The following is a 16,404-nucleotide window of genomic DNA, read 5'->3' on the forward strand; positions in this document are numbered from 1 at the left end:
GGTCGGTCCCGCAATTGGGTCGAATCAGCTGCTCCCAATGGTGCGTTAACGCCAGTTAGCGGAACGTTAATCTGCTGCAATTGCGATTAACGATTCCCGGAGGGAGCAGACACCGGGCTGGCATAGTCAGAATATGCCGACCGGGATTGTGCGAAGCTGACTATGCACAATCCGTCCTCGCTTCCGATCAGCCCAGCAATTGCTCCAGCCGATCTCGCAACTGGTCCTGATGATAGGGCTTCGCCAGCCGCGGCAGATCGAGATGGGCGCCTTCCGGCAGATCGGCATAGCCGGTCGCCAGCAGGATCGGCAGCATCGGTCGCACTTCACGCGATTGCGCCGCGAGTTCGATCCCGGTCATGCCCGGCATCATGTGATCGGTCATCATCAGGTCGATCGGCTGCGCGCTGCGCAGGATGTCCAGCGCATCGCGGCCGGAATTGGCGGGAATGACCTTGTGCCCGAGATCCTCCAGCATTTCTGCCGTGGACATGGCGATCAGCGGATCGTCGTCGACGAACAGGATCACGGCCGACCGTGCTTCCTGCCGTTCCGGCTCGACCTCCTCGGTGATGACAGGCGCGGCCGTCGTGGCCGGCACGATCAGCGTGGCCGTGGTGCCCTGCCCGACCTTGCTGGTGAGTTCGAGCGTGCCGCCGAGTTGCTCGGCGAGGCCGTGCACCATCGACAGGCCGAGCCCGGTGCCCTTGCCGACTGGCTTGGTCGAGAAGAATGGCTCGATGGCCTTTTTCAAGGTCTCCGGCGACATGCCTTCACCATTGTCGATGATCGAGACCTTGAGATAGTCACCCGCTTTCAAGGCGCCGACACTGCGCTTGATGGAGTGGCTGGCGAGCTTGATGGCGATGGCGCCGCCATCTTCCATCGCGTCACGTGCATTGATGACGAGATTGAGGATCGCCAATTCGAGCTGATTGGCGTCGATCCGCGCGGGCGGCAGGCCTTCCGGTATATCGAATTCAAGCGCAATGCGCGGCCCGAGCGAACGGTCGAGCAGATCGCTCATGCCACGCACCAGCGTACCGAGATCGACAGCTTCTGCACGCAAATCCTGCTGGCGCGCGAAAGCGAGCAGGCGTTGCGTCAGCGAAGCGCCACGTTCGGCGCCTTGCATGGCCCCATCCACCAGACGCTTCAGGCGCGGATCATCCGGCATGCGCTTGCGCAGCAATTCGAGATTGCCCATCACAGCCATCAGCAGATTGTTGAAGTCATGGGCCACGCCGCCGGTGAGCTGGCCGATGGTCTCCATCTTCTGTGCCTGGCGCAGCTGTTCCTGTGCACGTTCGCGTGCTGCGGATTCCTTCACCAGCTCGACAGTGCGTTCCTCGACGCGCTGTTCCAGCGTCGCGGTCAGTTCGGCCAGTGCGGCGCGCTCGAAGGTGAGCTGATTGAAGAGCTTGTCACGCTCGATATCGGCGGTCTTGCGGGTGGTGATGTCCACGGACACGCCAACCAGCGTTTTCGGCCGACCATCCGGCCCGCGCACGATGCGCGCCCGCGTCTCCACCCAATGTACCGATCCATCGGCCCAGACGCAGCGATACTCGACATTGTAATCGACACCATCCGTCAGCGTTGCGTCGAGTGCGCGCTGACGCTGCGCGCGATCTTCCGGATGGATGGAGGCCTGCAACTCGGCGAATGTGAAACTGTCATGCGGCTGCCTGCCAAAGCAGGCTTTGGTGGTCTCCGAGACTTCGAGGCGCAATTCGGGCAAATGAAGTTCAAGCGTGCCGAGGCGCCCCGCATCGAGTGCGGTCTGCAACTGCGCTTGGCTGTCGCTCAGATCTTCAAGGATTTCGCGCGTCTGGTACTGGCGACGACGCCCGCGCACGGCAGAGCCGACCAGGCTGATCAGCGTGGTCGGATGAAACGGTCGTTCGAGAAAAGTGACATTACCGAACACCTGGCGCAGCCGGGCAGCATCCGGATTGCGCTCGGGCCCACCGCCCTGCCGCGTCAGCAGCACGATCGGAAAGTCGGACCAGACCGGCTGATTGTGCAGCCAGCGATCGAGGTCGCGCAGATTGACGCTCTTGATCGCTTCATCGGCAATGACGGCGATGCCTGCACCGGACTCAACCTCACTGACGAGCTGGGCAAAGTCAGCACACACCGTCGCGAAATAGCCGGCCTCGCGGATTAGAGCTTCCGCAACGGTCGCGTCTCTTCCATTTGGCGCCAGAATGACCGCTCGTTCGGATGAACGGCCGGGCTTCACGACTTCTCTTCTTCCATCATCAGCGTATTGCCGGAATAACTCGGCACGCCGCGCAGCACCCCATGGAATGACGTCAACGGCTCTCCGATGGTGAGCCCACGATTATCGATCCGATATTCGCGAATGGTCGCTTCATGCGAGCCGGTGCGCTTCTTGATAATGGAAATGGCGCGACGCACGGAGCCGAATGCCTCGAAGTAGCGCAGCAGGATGACGGTATCGGCGAGATAAGTGACATCAACCGGCGCCTTCATGTCGCCGACCAGACCATGCTGCGCGACCGTCACAAAGGTCGATGCGCCGCGGCGGTTCAGATATTGCAGAAGCTCGTGGATATGGAGAACCAGCGAGTTCTCGTGCGGCATGGCCGCCTGGTAGCCGTTGAGGCTGTCGATCACGACGGTCTTGATATCCTTCTCATCGACCTGCCTGCGCACACGATGCGCAAATTCGCCTGGCGACAGTTCGGCCGCATCGACCTGCTCGATGATGAGCTGCCCGCTTTTCTGCAGCGCCGCGAGATCGATGCCCATTTTCAGCATGCGATTGAACAAGAGGCCAAGCTCTTCGTCGAAGGCAAAGAAAGCCGCCTTCCCGCCGCGCTTGATCGCCTCCAACATATTGACGATGGTCAGCAACGACTTGCCTGTGCCGGCCGGGCCAAGCACGAGTGTACTCGATCCGTTTTCGATACCGCCACCGAGCAGAGAGTCGAGTTCATGATTTCCCGTCGATTGCGTGACGCGCACGAGCCCGATTTTATGCTCGGATGCAACAAGGCGCGGAAAGACGTTCAAGCCGCCATGCGTAATCGTCGCATCGTGGAAGCCGCCGCGAAATTTCGAACCGCGATATTTGATCACACGCACCCGGCGGCGTTCGGCGCCATAGTCCGGCGCGAGTTCTTCCAACCGAAACACACCATGGGCAACACTGTGAACGGTTTTGTCGGCGACTTCAGCCGTCAGGTCGTCCAGCAACATCACCGTCGTGGCATAGCGCGCAAAGTAATGTTTGATGGCCAGGATCTGGCGTCGATAGCGCAGCGAACTCTGTGCCAGGAGTCGGATTTCCGACAGACTGTCGAGCACAAGCCGTGCGGGCTTCAGGCGCTCCACGGCGTCGAAGATTTGCCGGGTGGTTTCGCCAAGCTCGAGATCAGATGAATATAGAAGGCTCTGCTGCTGCTCTTCATCGAGCAGGCTTTCCGGCGGCAGCAATTCGAACACGTCGATCTTGCCGTCGATGTCCCAGCCATGGGAGGCAGCGCCATCGCGCAATTCCTCTTCAGTCTCGGACAGGGTGATGTAGAGCCCCTTTTCGCCGTTCCGCGCGCCTTCAAGCAAAAATTGCAGCGCCACGGTGGTCTTACCGGTACCGGGAGCGCCTTCCAGCAGGAATATGTGTCCTTTGGAAAGACCACCGCTAAGGATGTCGTCCAATCCCCAGATGCCGGTTTTCGCCCTATCAACCATCATGATTACCCATACGTCAGCGCAACGAATAATAACCCGGCTGGATCAGCCGGGTTCCAATTGCGCGACTGTAACACGCAAGCAGGTTGCGTCACCCTAACGGCGTTCGATCACGAGCGTCTGTACCGCCCTACCGAAGTAGCCATTTTTATCGGCCAGCTTGGACGCAGCCAATCCGCTGCCGTCCGGGCCGATCCAGCTTTCGGAATCCAGCAGGATCCAGTCGCCGACCGGCTGTCGCGCCAGCGACACCGTGAGATCGGCATTCATGAACATCCAGTCCTTGAAGCTGAGTACCGAGGACGAGCCATTGCTGAAATCCGACGCGATGACCGCGCGCATGGCCTGCGAGATCGGCTGTCCCTCGACGATCGCCCGGTTGGCGCGATACCAGATCGCGCCCGGCCCGAGCTTGAGGAAGCCGCCATGGACGGCGCGGATGCTCATCCCGGAGACGAAGGCGCTGCTGTGGTCTTTCGGCTCTGACAGGCCAGGTGCGTCCGGCAGCGGCACTGTGAGCGGTGCGTCCTGGATATCAGCCGGCAGAGGCTGTTCGTCCACGCGCACCTTGAGCACCGTCGCATTGGTAACCACGGTGCCGTTCGACAGCAGGCGGATGCCGACGAGCTGGATCTTGCGACCCTCGCGCAGCACCTCGATCTCATAAGTGAGCGGCGCCACCGGCACCGGCCGCATCAGGTCGATGGTGACCCGCGACACCGCCATCGGCGATGACGTCGGCAACTGCTCCGCCAGCCACGTCACCAGCGCCGATGGCGCCGAGCCGTGCTGCATATGCGGATTCCACGGGCCGGCGGCATGTGGGCTGGAGATGACGTGATTGCCGTCAATACGGTAGATGGCGTCCATGGGATTTCCCGCAGGGTGTGCAAAGGCGCCCTTGCGCCGTGCCCACCATCAAATTGCTCAGCGCGCGATGGTGGGCACGCTGCGCTTTGCCCACCCTACTAGCCCCAGGCTCACAGCGCCGGATCGATCGCTTCGTCATATTCCTTCTTCAGGCGCGCCACGAGCTCGGCCACCGGCACGATCTTCTTGACGCTGCCGATGCCCTGGCCGCTGCCCCAGATTTCCTTCCAGGCCTTCGGCTTCGCGCGCTCACCCGACGCATCCGTGCCGAAATTCATCGCGGAGGGATCGGAAACCGGCAGATTGTCCGGGTCCATGCCGGCGGCGACGATGGACGGCTTCAGATAGTTGCCATGCACGCCGGTAAAGAGGTTGGAATAGACGATGTCTTCCGCAGCCGAGCCCGCGATCATGTCCTTGTAGCCCTGCACCGCATTGGCTTCTTCGGTGGCGATGAAGGCCGAGCCGATATAGGCGAAGTCGGCCCCCAGCACGCGCGCCGCCTTGACGGCGCGGCCATTGCCGATGGCACCCGAAAGCGCGATCGGGCCATCGAACCACGCGCGCGTTTCGGCAACGAAAGCGAGCGGCGAGAGTTCGCCCGCATGTCCGCCTGCGCCGGCAGCGACGAGGATGAGGCCATCGGCCCCCTTCTCGATGGCCTTGTGCGCGAAGCGCTGGTTGATGACGTCGTGAAACACGATACCGCCCCAGCCATGAGCCGCCTGGTTCAGCTCCTCACGCGCACCGAGCGAGGTGATGATCATCGGCACCTTGTGCTTCTCGCACAGCGCCAGATCCTGATCGAGGCGGTTGTTGGACTTGTGGACGATCTGATTGACCGCGAACGGCGCCGACGGGCGATCCGGATTCGCTTTGTCATGAGCTGCAAGTTCTTCCTTGATCCGGTGCAGCCATTCGTCGAGCAGCGCGGCAGGGCGCGCATTCAGCGCGGGAAACGAGCCGACGATGCCGGCCTTGCACTGCGCGATCACGAGATCGGGCCCCGAAATGATGAACAGCGGGGAGCCAATCACGGGCAGCGACAGGCGGTTCTTGAACAAAGCCGGCATGGACATTGGGGAGAATTCCTCGAACACGTTTCTTATGAAAACGGCCCGCAAAACGGGCCGGTGATGCAGCGCAAACATGCCAGAAAGGACGCCGACAAGGCAAATCTGTTGAGGCAACACGGAGGCAGACTTGCGGCACCATGTGGGGGAATAAGCCTACTGGCACATGGCCTGAGTGACGTAATTATCGGTCCGGCAATCGCCCGGCTCGGGCTGCCGGCCGGGGATCATCGCCTTCGGCGAACAGGTCTGCGCAGCGTCGGTATCGAGGCTCTTGCCTTCTTTATAGCCCTTGCTCTGGCAGAGCTTGTCGGAGGCCGCCTTGCAATCCGGCGCGCCATTGGCGGCCAGCGGGCAGACCACGCGGCCTTTCACCACCGTATTGAGGTTGTTGGTCCCGAGCGAGGGCAGCGACCAGGACGGGACCAGCGACGGCGTATCTTTGAAGAGCTTGTTGATCTCGTTGAAAAGACCGGGATTTTCCCGCTCCACCGGTGCAGGCGGCGGGGCCTGCTGGGCCATCGGGGCCGGCGAGAGGGCTGCCGGAGGTGGCGGCGCCTGGGTTGCCGGGGCCGGCGCGACCTGGATGACGATGGATTTCTGCTGCGGCAAGGTCTGCTGCTGCATGGCTTGCGACCAGGCCGAAGCCGGTAGCAAAGCCAGCGTCATCGCCACGATGGCGACACGCAAATCAGACCGCAGCGGATTCGCAGGCATGGACATGTCCGGAAACGTACCCCGGCACCCTTGCCGGGGGAAGTCCATCGCGGATTAGAACAAGCGGAAAGCGACGATGAAGCCGAGCACGACGAGACCGACCGCGAGGCCGACCCAGAGGCCGAGGCGCTTCTCGATGGTTTCGCGGATCCAGACGCCGTAGCGATTCATCAGGATCGCGACCACGTAGAACCGCGCACCGCGGGCGATGACCGACAGGCCGATGAACATCCAGATGTTGTAATTGGCGAAGCCCGAGGTGATCGTCACCAGCTTGTAAGGGATAGGGGTCAGGCCCTTCAGCAGAATGATCCAGGCGCCATATTCGGCGTAGCCAGCGCGGAAGGCTTCGACCTTGTCGCCATAGCCGTAGAACTGGATCACCCACTGGCCGACGCTGTCATAGAGCAGATGACCGATCAGATATCCGACCACACCACCGGCCACAGACGTGATCGTGCAGATGCCGGCATAGAGCCAGGCCTTGTTCGGCCGCGCCAGTGCCATCGGGATCAGCATCACATCGGGCGGTACCGGAAAGAACGAACTTTCCGCGAACGACACGATGCCCAGAATCCAGAGGGCGTAGGGTTTGTGAGCGGCGTCGATGCACCAATCATACATACGTCTGAGCATGGTCCGCGATGAACCACCCCGACGACGATTTGTCCATGCTTGATTGATGACGGCCCTGCGACAGGAACCCGCGCCCGATCAGCCGAGTTTGCGGATGCGATCTTCCAGCGCGTCAATCGGTCGCCGGCTGCCGCTGCGCGATTTTGCCGCCTTGGGCGGCTTCGGCAATTTCTCGGCGATGCCCATCATGCGCTCACGGCGGTTCATTTCGAACCAGACCTGTTCAGGACGCACACCGGCAGCAGCCCAGAGAACGGTCAGATTGTAGAGGAGATCGGCACTTTCGCGGATCACCGCATCCGGCCGGCCGGCCACGGCGTCGATCACGACTTCGACAGCCTCCTCGGCCAGCTTCTTCGCGATCTTCTCCCGTCCCTGCTGAAACAGCTTTGCCGTACGCGATGTCGCAGGGTCGAGATCCCTGGCCGCGAGGACAGACTGATAAAGCCGGTCGAGCGAATCACTCATGCAACTAAACTAGCGAAAAGCTGCAACAGTTGAGTTAACGCAAATCGCCGGCCGCGTGAGGCGACCGGCGATTGTGAGTTCGGGATGCGACCGTTTTACCAGGTCATGCGGCGCGAATTGTCGTAGCCGTGACCGCCGCCATAGCCGCGATACGGGCCGCCATAATAGCCGCCGCCGTAACCATAGCCGGGGCTGCTATAATAGACGGGGCCGCCACCATAGCCGTAGCTGTCATAGTAGCGCGGGCCGCTATTGGCCGCCGCGATCGCACCAATGGTACCGACGACGGCGCCGAAAGCCGCGAGGCCGGCAGCATTGCCGCCGCCGCGATAATGACGACGACGCGAGCTGAACTCGGTCGCATCGCTGGAGCCGTGATGGGTGGTTACCTTGGCCGGCGTATTATTCGCCGGTGCTGCGAATGCGCCGGTCGGCGCGACAGCTGAAATCGTCATGGCAGCAACGGCCGCGAGTGCGATGGTGCGACCGGTAGTCTTGAGTGAACGACGTGCGAGCATCTGAATGACCTCCGTGGTCTCTGGCCCCTTGGGCCGCTGCATCATCAACCACGCTAGGCATATTGAGTTCCCCAACCCCAACGGGAGCTGAACGACCAGTGTCCAAATCAAGGCGCTCATCTCCTATTCAGGTTGTGAAGCGTCTTTTAGAGGCGCAAGATGTCGCAGCCTGGCGCCTTCAAGCGAACATACCGGGTGGATGAACTGCCCTTCCGTATTGTTAGTTCGATATGCCGATGCCCAGATCAGTGCCCATCTCCCGCCGGACTCTCATTCAGGGGATAGGTGCGCTCGGCGTTACGGCTTTTCACGCACCTTTCCTGCATGCGGCTGAAGAAGCCCCCAATGCGACCATCCAGTTCACGCTGGATCGCCCCGTTGACGCGATCGCCGCGCCCTTCGTGCTGGCCGCGACGCGAGGCCTCTATCGCGCCGAGAATCTCAATGTCGCGCTCCAGGTCGCAACCGGCTCCAAGGACACGATCACGCGCGTCGCTGCCGGCACCACCGACATCGCGGTTGCCGATTTCAATGCGCTGATCCGCTATCGCGCCGATCCCGATGCGCTGCCGATCAAGGCTGCCTTCGTGCTGCTCAACCGCGCGCCCTATGCCGTGGTCGCGCGCAAAAGCCGCGGCGTGATTTCGCTCGGCAGCCTGGAAGGTCGCACGCTCGGTGTCGCCGAAGGCGATCTGACGATCCGGCTGTGGCCGTCGCTGGCCAAGAGAAATGGCATCAAGCTGTCGGCAGTGAAGCAGGAAAAGATCAGCCCCGCGGTGCGTGAGCCGATGCTCTCCGCCGGCCAGGTCGACGCCGTGACCGGCTTCTCCTATCTCTCCGCCGTCAACCTGCGCGACCGCGGCGTGCCGGCCGATGATCTCGCGGTGTTTCGCTTCGCCGAATTCGGCTGCGCCGCCTACGGCCTCGCGGTGATCGTCAATCCGAAATTCGCGGCAGCACGGCCGGATGTGGTGAAGCGCTTCGTCCGCGCCATCACCGAAGGCACGCGACAGACGATCCGCGAGCCGGACAGGGCGATCGACGCGGTAATGACCCAGATGGATGGCGGCACGCGCGAGCTCGAACTGCTTCGGCTGAAGATCGCCATTGGCGACAACATCCTCACCGACGACGTGAAGCGCGACGGCCTCGGCGGCATCGATGCCGCGCGTTTCGACGCCTCGCTGAGTGCAATTGCGGAAGATTTTACGTTCCGCAAGCGGCCGACGGCGGCGGATGTGTTCGATACGGCGTTTCTGCCGGATGCGGACGGGCGCAAAGTCGATTGAATAGGCGCTGCTTGTCATCGCCCGGCTTGACCGGGCGATCCAGTAAACATTGTCGCCTGCGATAATCACGGACGACGGTGTTTACTGGATCACCCGCTTTCGCGGGTGATGACAAAGCCGTAAGATGGGTTGAGCGCAGCGATACCCATCCTACTGGACCTTCATGATCAAAATCTACATCCGCGTGCTGGACCTGCTCGGCAAGGAAAAACGCCTGGCCTGGTTTCTGGCCGTCGCCAATCTGCTGCTGGCCTGCGCGCAATTTGCAGAACCCGTATTGTTCGGCCGCATCATCGATGTGCTGACCAAGAGCTCGGAGCCCGCCTCGGCGCAGAACTCACCATGGCCGCTGCTTGCCGCCTGGGTCGGCTTTGGCCTGTTCACCATTCTCTGCGGCGCCATCGTTGCACTGCATGCCGATCGGCTCGCGCATCGGCAGCGCCAGGCGGTGCTGACCGATTACTTCGAACACATCATGCAACTGCCGCTCACCTTCCACACCGGCACCCATTCCGGCCGCCTGATGAAAGTGATGCTGGCCGGCACCGACGCGCTGTGGCGCGTCTGGCTCAGCTTCTTCCGCGAGCATTTTGCATCGATCGTCTCGCTCGTGGTGCTGTTGCCGCTGTCGGTCTATCTGAACTGGCGGCTGGCTGCGCTTTTGATGATCCTTTGCGTGGTGTTCACCATCCTCACCACATTGGTGGTGCGCAAGACATCGGGCATGCAGACCGAGGTCGAGGAGCATTATGGCGACCTCTCCGCCCGTGCCTCGGATTCGTTAAGCAATGTCGCTTTGGTGCAAAGTTTTACCCGCATCGAAGCGGAGGTCTCGAGCCTGCGCGGTGTCTCCAGCCAGCTCCTCGCCGCCCAGATGCCCGTGCTGTCGTGGTGGGCGATCGTCTCGGTGATGACGCGTGCGTCAACGACGATCACCGTGCTGGCGATTTTCACCGTCGGTATCGCGCTGCATCAGCAGGGCCTCACCACCGTCGGCGAGATCGTGATGTTCGTGTCCTTCGCGACCATGCTGATCCAGCGCCTCGAACAGGTGGTCGCCTTCATCAACAGCGTGTTCATGGAAGCGCCGCGCCTGCGCGAGTTCATGAACGTGCTCGACGCCGTGCCCGCCGTGCGCGACCGCATCGATGCCATGGATCCCGGTCGCCTGCAGGGGCTGGTCGAATTCAAGGATGTGTCGTTCTCCTATGACGGCAAGCGACCGGCGATCGCCGATCTCTCCTTCACCGCCCTCCCCGGCCAGACCATCGCGCTGGTCGGCTCAACCGGCGCCGGCAAATCGACGGCGATTGCGCTGCTGCATCGCGCCTTCGATCCGCAATCCGGCATCATCAGCATCGATGGCATGGATGTGCGGGCGCTGACACTCTCGGGCCTGCGCCGGAACATAGGCGTGGTGTTTCAGGAAGCGCTGCTGTTCAACCGCTCGATCGCGGAGAACCTGCGCGTCGGCAAGCCGGATGCCACCGACGAGGAACTGCGGATCGCCGCCGAGCGCGCCCAGGCGCTGGACTTCATCACCCGCAGCGACAACGGCTTTGACACCAATGCCGGCGAACGCGGCCGCATGCTGTCCGGCGGCGAACGCCAGCGGCTCTCGATCGCGCGGGCATTGCTGAAGGACCCGCCGATCCTGATCCTGGACGAGGCGACATCGGCGTTGGATGCGGTGACCGAGGCGAAACTCAATCTCGCTCTCGATGAAGTGATGAAGGGCCGCACCACCTTCGTGATCGCGCATCGGCTGTCGACCATCCGCAATGCCACGCGCATTCTGGTATTCGAGAACGGCCGCGTGACCGAAGCGGGAACTTTCGATGAACTCGTGGCGCAGGACGGATATTTTGCCTTGCTGGCGAAAGCGCAGTTCATGGTGCAGGAGCAGGCGAAAGCCGATGCAGGGCTGTGATGTTCCTTCTCCCCGCACGCGGGGAGAAGGTGGCCCGGCGTAGCGCAGCGAAGCCGGGTCGGATGAGGGGGACCCTCCACGGACTCGGAGCAAATGGAGAGCCCCCTCACCCGGCGCTACGCGCCGACCTCTCCCCGCAAGCGGGGCGAGGTTAATGAAGAAGCCTGTCGAACTTTGGCCCACTTCCTCACGGATTTAACCTCCTCGCCACTGTTCTGATGCGTCTGGCCGGTATAGGTTTGCTGTCATCACTGCGTGACGGCCAACTGATTGTCGAACGTCCCTCACCTCCAAAACTTGCTGCGCGCGGTGCTCTGGCACGGCAGGCGGCCGCCAAGGACCGGAACCGGATAGTGCAGTTTTCCTTCGCCTCGCCCCGCGCGTTTAAATGTCTGGCCCTCGCGGCGGTACTTGCCGCGCCCATCGCAACGCCGCGCACGGCGAGCGCCGAAGCGACGCTGGTGGTGGAAGTCGACAGCGGTAAGGTGCTGCAGGCCGAGAACGCCACCTATCCGTGGCATCCCGCATCCGTCACCAAGATCATGACCGCCTATGTGACGCTGAAGGCCGTGAAGGAGGGACGTCTTCGTCTCGACTCCGTACTGACCGTGTCGCCGGTCGCTGCCGCCGAGTCCCCTTCCAAGATGGGCTTCAAAGCCGGCACGCAGGTGACCGTCGAGAATGCGCTCACCATGATGATGGTGAAGTCGGCCAATGACATGGCCGTCGTGCTGGCCGAAGGGGTCGGCGGCTCTATCGACGGCTTCTCCGGCATGATGAATTCCAATGCCCAGCGCCTCGGCATGACGCAGACCCACTACGTCAATCCGAACGGCCTGCCCGCCGACGAACAGGTGACCTCGGCGCGCGACCTCGTGATCCTCGCCCGTGCCGTGATCCGCGACCTGCCGGAATACGAATACTTCATGCATATCCCGGCAATGAAGTTCGGCCGCCGCGTCACGCCGAATTTCAACAAGCTGATCGGCCGCTATCCCGGCGCCGACGGTTTCAAGACCGGCTTCATCTGCGCCTCCGGCTATAATCTCGTGGCCTCCGCCACCCGCGGCAACAAGCGCCTGATCGCCGTCGTGCTCGGCTCAACGTCGGGCCATGCCCGCGCCGTGAAGGCAGCCCAACTGCTGGAAGCCGGCTTCGGCACCAGCAATGGCGGCCTGACCTGGCTGAAGCCAGCACTCGGAACCGTCGATGCCATGGCGCCGATCGATGCCGCGCCGCCGAACCTGCGCGACGAGATGTGCGGCCCGAAGCGCAAGCGCCAGGGCCCGATCAGCGACGAGGATGCCGTGGCGAGCAGCGAAGCCTCGAGCTCCGCCGCGCTGTCGTTCTTCGCTGGCGGCCTGCAGCCACCGACGCTGCGCCCCGAAGACATGGTGTCCGCCGCGGCAGCGCCGGCCGAGCCGGTCATCGTCTATACCGGACCGAAGAAAACCGGCGCCGACCTGATCGCCGCCAATGCGGTGGAAGAAGCCAAGCAGACCCCGAAGGCCAAGCCGAAGAAGGGCACCAAGACTGCGGCCAAGAAGCCGGATGCCGCGGCCGAGAAGGATGCCAAGCCGACGGCTGCTGCCGCTGCAAAACCTGCGGCGAAGCCGGCTGCACCGAAGCAGGCGGCAGCCAAGCCTGATGCAGCTGCGCCAAAGCCGGCTGCGAAGCCCGCAGCCAAGCCGGCCGCAGCTGCGGCAACTGCCCCCGCCAAGCCGAAGCCGGCCGCGGCCAAGCCCGCACCGAAGCCCGCCACCACCGGCGAAGCCAAGCCCGCTGCGACAACACCGCGCAGCTGAGGCACACGCCGTCCCTCATGGTGAGGAGGCGCGCAGCGCCGTCTCGAACCATGAGCTAGTGAAGCTCCTGCGTCCGCAGCCATCCTTCGAGACGCCGCTGCGCGGCTCCTCAGGATGAGGATCAGCATGGGGCGAATTCGATACTTTCGTAGCACTAACTTTAACCACTCCCGTGCGTTGATCCCCCGGCGCGCGATGCCTTGCGCATCCGTGCTGCAACGCGACTTGCCTTGGCTGCGTGATCTGCTCAATACTTCGCGCAACCAACAAATGTTCGAGGGGGAATGTCATGGAGCGCATCTGGCTCAAGCACTATCCGGCCGGCGTGCCTGCCGATATCGACACCGCGCAATATCCGTCGCTGGTGGCGCTGCTGGAAGAAAGCTTTGCGAAATTCCGCGACCGCAAGGCTTTCATCTGCATGGACAAGTCGATCACCTATGGTGAGCTCGACGAGCATTCGGTGGCGCTGGGCGCCTATCTGCAGAGCAAGGGCATGGCCAAGGGCGCGCGCGTCGCGCTGATGATGCCCAATGTCTTGAACTATCCGGTCGCCACCTGCGCCGTGCTGCGCGCCGGCTATGCCGCCGTCAATGTGAATCCGCTCTATACGCCGCGCGAGCTCGAGCACCAGCTGAAGGACAGCGGCGCCGAAGCCATCATCGTGCTGGAGAATTTTGCCTCCGTCGTGCAGCAGGTGATCGCGAAGACCCAGGTCAAGCATGTGATCGTCGCCAGCATGGGCGACATGCTCGGCTTCAAGGGCATGATCGTCAATCTGGTGGTTCGCCGCGTCAAGAAGATGGTGCCGGCTTTCAGCCTGCCCGGCGCGGTCGCTTTCAACGATGCGGTCTCGGCCGGCCGCAGCATGAAGCTGAGCAAGCCGACGCTGGGCCCGGACGATGTCGCCTTCCTGCAATATACCGGCGGCACCACCGGCGTCTCCAAGGGTGCAACGCTGCTCCATCGCAACATCATCGCCAACATGCTGCAGAACGACGCCTGGCTGCAGCCGGCGATCCGCAAGCCACCGCATGTGGACCAGCTGTTCATCGTCTGCGCGCTGCCGCTCTACCATATCTTCGCGCTGACGGCCTGCTTCCTGCTCGCGGTGCGCGCCGGCGGCGTCAACCTGCTGATTCCCAATCCGCGCGACATGCCGGGCTTCATCAAGGAATTGAAGAAGTATCAGGTCAACAGCTTTCCGGCGGTCAACACGCTCTATAACGGCCTGCTGAATTCGCCTGGGTTCGACGAAGTGGATTTCTCGAAACTGAAGATCTCCAATGGCGGCGGCATGGCCGTGCAGAAGGCGGTCGCCGAGAAGTGGCAGAAGATGACCGGCTGCCTGGTGGCCGAAGGCTATGGTCTTTCCGAGACCTCGCCGACGCTGACCTGCAACCCCGCCGACATCGATCAGTTCACCGGCACCATCGGCCTGCCGGTGTCCTCGACCTATATCTCGATCCGCGACGATGACGGCAACGCCGTGCCGCTCGGCGAACCCGGCGAGATCTGCGCCAAGGGTCCGCAGGTCATGATCGGCTACTGGAACAGGCCGGATGAGACCGCCAAGGTGATGACCGCCGACGGCTATTTCCGCACCGGCGATATCGGCATCATGGATGCGGATGGTTTCACCAAGATCATCGACCGCAAGAAGGACATGGTGCTGGTCTCCGGCTTCAACGTCTATCCGAACGAGGTCGAGGACGTGATCGCCAGCCATCCCGGCGTGATGGAATGTGCGGTGATCGGCGTAGCCGATGCCAAGACCACCGAAGCCGTGAAGGCCTTCGTGGTGAAGAAGGATCCGAAGCTGACCGCCGAGGAGCTCATCAAGTTCTGCGGCACGCAGCTCACCAACTACAAGGTGCCGAAGCAGATCGAATTCCGCGACGCGCTGCCCAAGACCAATGTCGGCAAGATCCTGCGCCGCGAACTCCGCGACGAGAAGAAGCAGGAGGCTGCGGCTTGACAAGATTGTAGGATGGGTTGAGCGAAGCGATACCCATCACCCCTCGCGCAGACGGTGATGGGTATCGCGAAGACGCTCAACCCATCCTACGCTCCGAGTTTTGCATGACCTCTCCCGCCGACATCATCACCTTCTGGACCGAAGCCGGCTGGGACCGCTGGTACACGAAAGACGACGCCTTCGACGCCGAGATCAAAGCGCGCTTCCTGCCGACCTACGAGGCCGCCCGCGATGGTGCGCTCGCCTCATGGGAAAACAGCGACGACGGCACGCTGGCGCTGATCATCGTGCTCGACCAATTCCCGCGCAATCTGTTCCGCAACGATCCCCGCGCCTTCGCCACCGATGCGGCTGCCTGTGCCCTGGCCAAGCGTGCCATCGCGCGCGGCGTCGGCGATCGCGTCGATCCCTTGCTGCGCCAGTTCGTTTATATGCCACTGATGCATTCGGAGGACCTCGCCGACCAGGAGCATTGCTGCGCCCTCTTCCGCGCCAGCGGCGAGGCCGACAATCTGAAATTCGCGGATATCCATGCGGACATCATCCGCAGGTTCGGGCGTTTCCCGCATCGGAATGCGGTGCTCGGGCGCAAGACGACGGCCGAGGAGCAGGCGTTTCTCGATGCGGGCGGGTTCAAGGGGTAATTGGCGGGCGGCCACCAAACTCAGCCCTCATGGTGAGGAGGCGCGTAGCGCCGTCTCGAACCATGAATGGCCTGGCGCGGAGGCTGCCGCCATCCTTCGAGACGCCGCTGCGCGGCTCCTCAGGATGAGGGCGGAGTATGGTTGAGCACCACCTCATATTGCCCGCGTCATCCGCCCGGTCTAAACATCCCTCTCCACATCCGGAGACAACGACCATGAGCATTCAAGTCGGCGACAAGCTGCCCGAGACCAAGTTTCGCGTGATGACCGAGGAAGGTCCGGTGGTGAAATCCACCGACGACATCTTCAAGGGCAAGAAAGTGGCGCTGTTCGCGGTGCCCGGCGCCTATACCGGCACCTGCCACAAGATGCATCTGCCGAGCATCTTCCTCAACGCCTATGCCATCAAGGGCAAGGGCGTCGACACCATCGCCATCACCTCGGTGAACGATGCCTTCGTGATGAACGCCTGGAAGAAAGACACCGACCTGCGCGACGAAGCCGTGTTCCTGGCCGACGGCAATGCCGAATTCGCCAAGGCCATCGGCCTCGACCTCGACGCTTCCGGCAACGGCCTCGGCATCCGCTCCAAGCGCTATTCGATGCTGGTGGAGGACGGCAAGGTGACCAAGCTCAATCTCGAGCCGGCACCGGGCAAGGTCGAAGTCTCGGGCGGCGATACGCTGCTGGGACAGCTGTAAGCTGAGGTTCACAGCAACGCATTCACTGTCGTCACGCGGCTTGACCGGGTGACCC

14 protein-coding genes are annotated in these 16,404 nt (G+C 62.5%); 6 read left to right on the top strand and 8 right to left on the bottom strand.

What is annotated here, in order from left to right; translation table 11 throughout:
• Positions 1-187 precede the first annotated feature (187 nt).
• The 8 genes from ACIQ2A_RS01700 to ACIQ2A_RS01735 form a co-directional block, all read right to left on the bottom strand.
• Positions 188-2,245, bottom strand: coding sequence for an ATP-binding protein (locus tag ACIQ2A_RS01700; protein WP_398475071.1), 2,058 nt, complete (start codon positions 2,243-2,245; stop codon positions 188-190).
• Positions 2,242-3,723 carry an ATPase domain-containing protein gene (locus ACIQ2A_RS01705; protein ID WP_398475073.1) on the bottom strand — a complete coding sequence of 494 codons (1,482 nt, stop codon included), beginning with the start codon at positions 3,721-3,723 and terminating at the stop codon, positions 2,242-2,244. Before ACIQ2A_RS01705 ends, ACIQ2A_RS01700 begins: the two co-directional genes overlap by 4 nt.
• Before the next feature lie 93 nt (positions 3,724-3,816).
• Positions 3,817-4,590: a thioesterase family protein gene (locus ACIQ2A_RS01710; RefSeq protein ID WP_398475075.1), complete on the bottom strand. Its 774-nt coding sequence runs from the start codon at positions 4,588-4,590 to the stop codon at positions 3,817-3,819.
• A gap of 110 nt (positions 4,591-4,700) precedes the next feature.
• Complete coding sequence (locus tag ACIQ2A_RS01715; RefSeq protein ID WP_398475077.1) at positions 4,701-5,669, bottom strand: NAD(P)H-dependent flavin oxidoreductase; 969 nt, start codon at positions 5,667-5,669, stop codon at positions 4,701-4,703.
• Between the two features lie 150 nt (positions 5,670-5,819).
• Positions 5,820-6,380 carry a hypothetical protein gene (locus tag ACIQ2A_RS01720; RefSeq protein ID WP_398475079.1) on the bottom strand — a complete coding sequence of 187 codons (561 nt, stop codon included), beginning with the start codon at positions 6,378-6,380 and terminating at the stop codon, positions 5,820-5,822.
• Between the two features lie 54 nt (positions 6,381-6,434).
• A complete protein-coding gene (locus tag ACIQ2A_RS01725; RefSeq protein WP_398475081.1) occupies positions 6,435-7,016 on the bottom strand; it encodes a YqaA family protein in 582 nt (193 codons plus the stop codon).
• Positions 7,017-7,094: 78 nt separating this feature from the next.
• Complete coding sequence (hisE, locus tag ACIQ2A_RS01730) at positions 7,095-7,484, bottom strand: phosphoribosyl-ATP diphosphatase (RefSeq protein ID WP_398475083.1); 390 nt, start codon at positions 7,482-7,484, stop codon at positions 7,095-7,097.
• A 95-nt stretch (positions 7,485-7,579) separates the two neighbouring features.
• Complete coding sequence (locus ACIQ2A_RS01735) at positions 7,580-8,002, bottom strand: hypothetical protein (RefSeq protein WP_398475085.1); 423 nt, start codon at positions 8,000-8,002, stop codon at positions 7,580-7,582.
• A gap of 236 nt (positions 8,003-8,238) precedes the next feature.
• On the opposite strand from ACIQ2A_RS01735, the gene ACIQ2A_RS01740 reads away from it, so the two are divergent.
• The 6 genes from ACIQ2A_RS01740 to ACIQ2A_RS01765 all read left to right on the top strand — a co-directional run bounded on the left by ACIQ2A_RS01740 (position 8,239) and on the right by ACIQ2A_RS01765 (position 16,349).
• Positions 8,239-9,291, top strand: coding sequence for an ABC transporter substrate-binding protein (locus tag ACIQ2A_RS01740; RefSeq protein WP_398475087.1), 1,053 nt, complete (start codon positions 8,239-8,241; stop codon positions 9,289-9,291).
• 163 nt (positions 9,292-9,454) lie between these two features.
• Positions 9,455-11,221, top strand: coding sequence for a glucan ABC transporter ATP-binding protein/ permease (locus ACIQ2A_RS01745; RefSeq protein WP_398475090.1), 1,767 nt, complete (start codon positions 9,455-9,457; stop codon positions 11,219-11,221).
• A 353-nt stretch (positions 11,222-11,574) separates the two neighbouring features.
• On the top strand, positions 11,575-13,026 hold the full coding sequence (locus ACIQ2A_RS01750) for a D-alanyl-D-alanine carboxypeptidase family protein (protein WP_398475092.1): 1,452 nt from the start codon (positions 11,575-11,577) through the stop codon (positions 13,024-13,026).
• Positions 13,027-13,315: 289 nt separating this feature from the next.
• Entirely contained in the window at positions 13,316-15,004 is a 1,689-nt protein-coding gene (locus ACIQ2A_RS01755; RefSeq protein ID WP_398475094.1) for a long-chain fatty acid--CoA ligase, read from the top strand.
• A gap of 104 nt (positions 15,005-15,108) precedes the next feature.
• Positions 15,109-15,648 (top strand): DUF924 family protein, encoded by a 540-nt coding sequence (locus tag ACIQ2A_RS01760; RefSeq protein ID WP_398475096.1) that lies wholly within the window; start codon positions 15,109-15,111, stop codon positions 15,646-15,648.
• A gap of 215 nt (positions 15,649-15,863) precedes the next feature.
• Positions 15,864-16,349 (top strand): peroxiredoxin, encoded by a 486-nt coding sequence (locus ACIQ2A_RS01765; RefSeq protein WP_211910427.1) that lies wholly within the window; start codon positions 15,864-15,866, stop codon positions 16,347-16,349.
• Positions 16,350-16,404: the final 55 nt, after the last annotated feature.

The organism is Tardiphaga sp. (assembly GCF_044336785.1).
Classification (GTDB): domain Bacteria; phylum Pseudomonadota; class Alphaproteobacteria; order Rhizobiales; family Xanthobacteraceae; genus Tardiphaga.

Coding starts and splice junctions, on each gene's coding strand:
- ACIQ2A_RS01705 (WP_398475073.1), bottom strand. CDS start 3,723: ATGATGGTTGATAGGGCGAAAACCGGCATCTGGGGATTGGACGACATC.
- ACIQ2A_RS01710 (WP_398475075.1), bottom strand. CDS start 4,590: ATGGACGCCATCTACCGTATTGACGGCAATCACGTCATCTCCAGCCCA.
- ACIQ2A_RS01715 (WP_398475077.1), bottom strand. CDS start 5,669: ATGTCCATGCCGGCTTTGTTCAAGAACCGCCTGTCGCTGCCCGTGATT.
- ACIQ2A_RS01720 (WP_398475079.1), bottom strand. CDS start 6,380: ATGCCTGCGAATCCGCTGCGGTCTGATTTGCGTGTCGCCATCGTGGCG.
- ACIQ2A_RS01725 (WP_398475081.1), bottom strand. CDS start 7,016: ATGCTCAGACGTATGTATGATTGGTGCATCGACGCCGCTCACAAACCC.
- hisE (WP_398475083.1), bottom strand. CDS start 7,484: ATGAGTGATTCGCTCGACCGGCTTTATCAGTCTGTCCTCGCGGCCAGG.
- ACIQ2A_RS01735 (WP_398475085.1), bottom strand. CDS start 8,002: ATGCTCGCACGTCGTTCACTCAAGACTACCGGTCGCACCATCGCACTC.
- ACIQ2A_RS01740 (WP_398475087.1), top strand. CDS start 8,239: ATGCCCAGATCAGTGCCCATCTCCCGCCGGACTCTCATTCAGGGGATA.
- ACIQ2A_RS01745 (WP_398475090.1), top strand. CDS start 9,455: ATGATCAAAATCTACATCCGCGTGCTGGACCTGCTCGGCAAGGAAAAA.
- ACIQ2A_RS01755 (WP_398475094.1), top strand. CDS start 13,316: ATGGAGCGCATCTGGCTCAAGCACTATCCGGCCGGCGTGCCTGCCGAT.
- ACIQ2A_RS01760 (WP_398475096.1), top strand. CDS start 15,109: ATGACCTCTCCCGCCGACATCATCACCTTCTGGACCGAAGCCGGCTGG.
- ACIQ2A_RS01765 (WP_211910427.1), top strand. CDS start 15,864: ATGAGCATTCAAGTCGGCGACAAGCTGCCCGAGACCAAGTTTCGCGTG.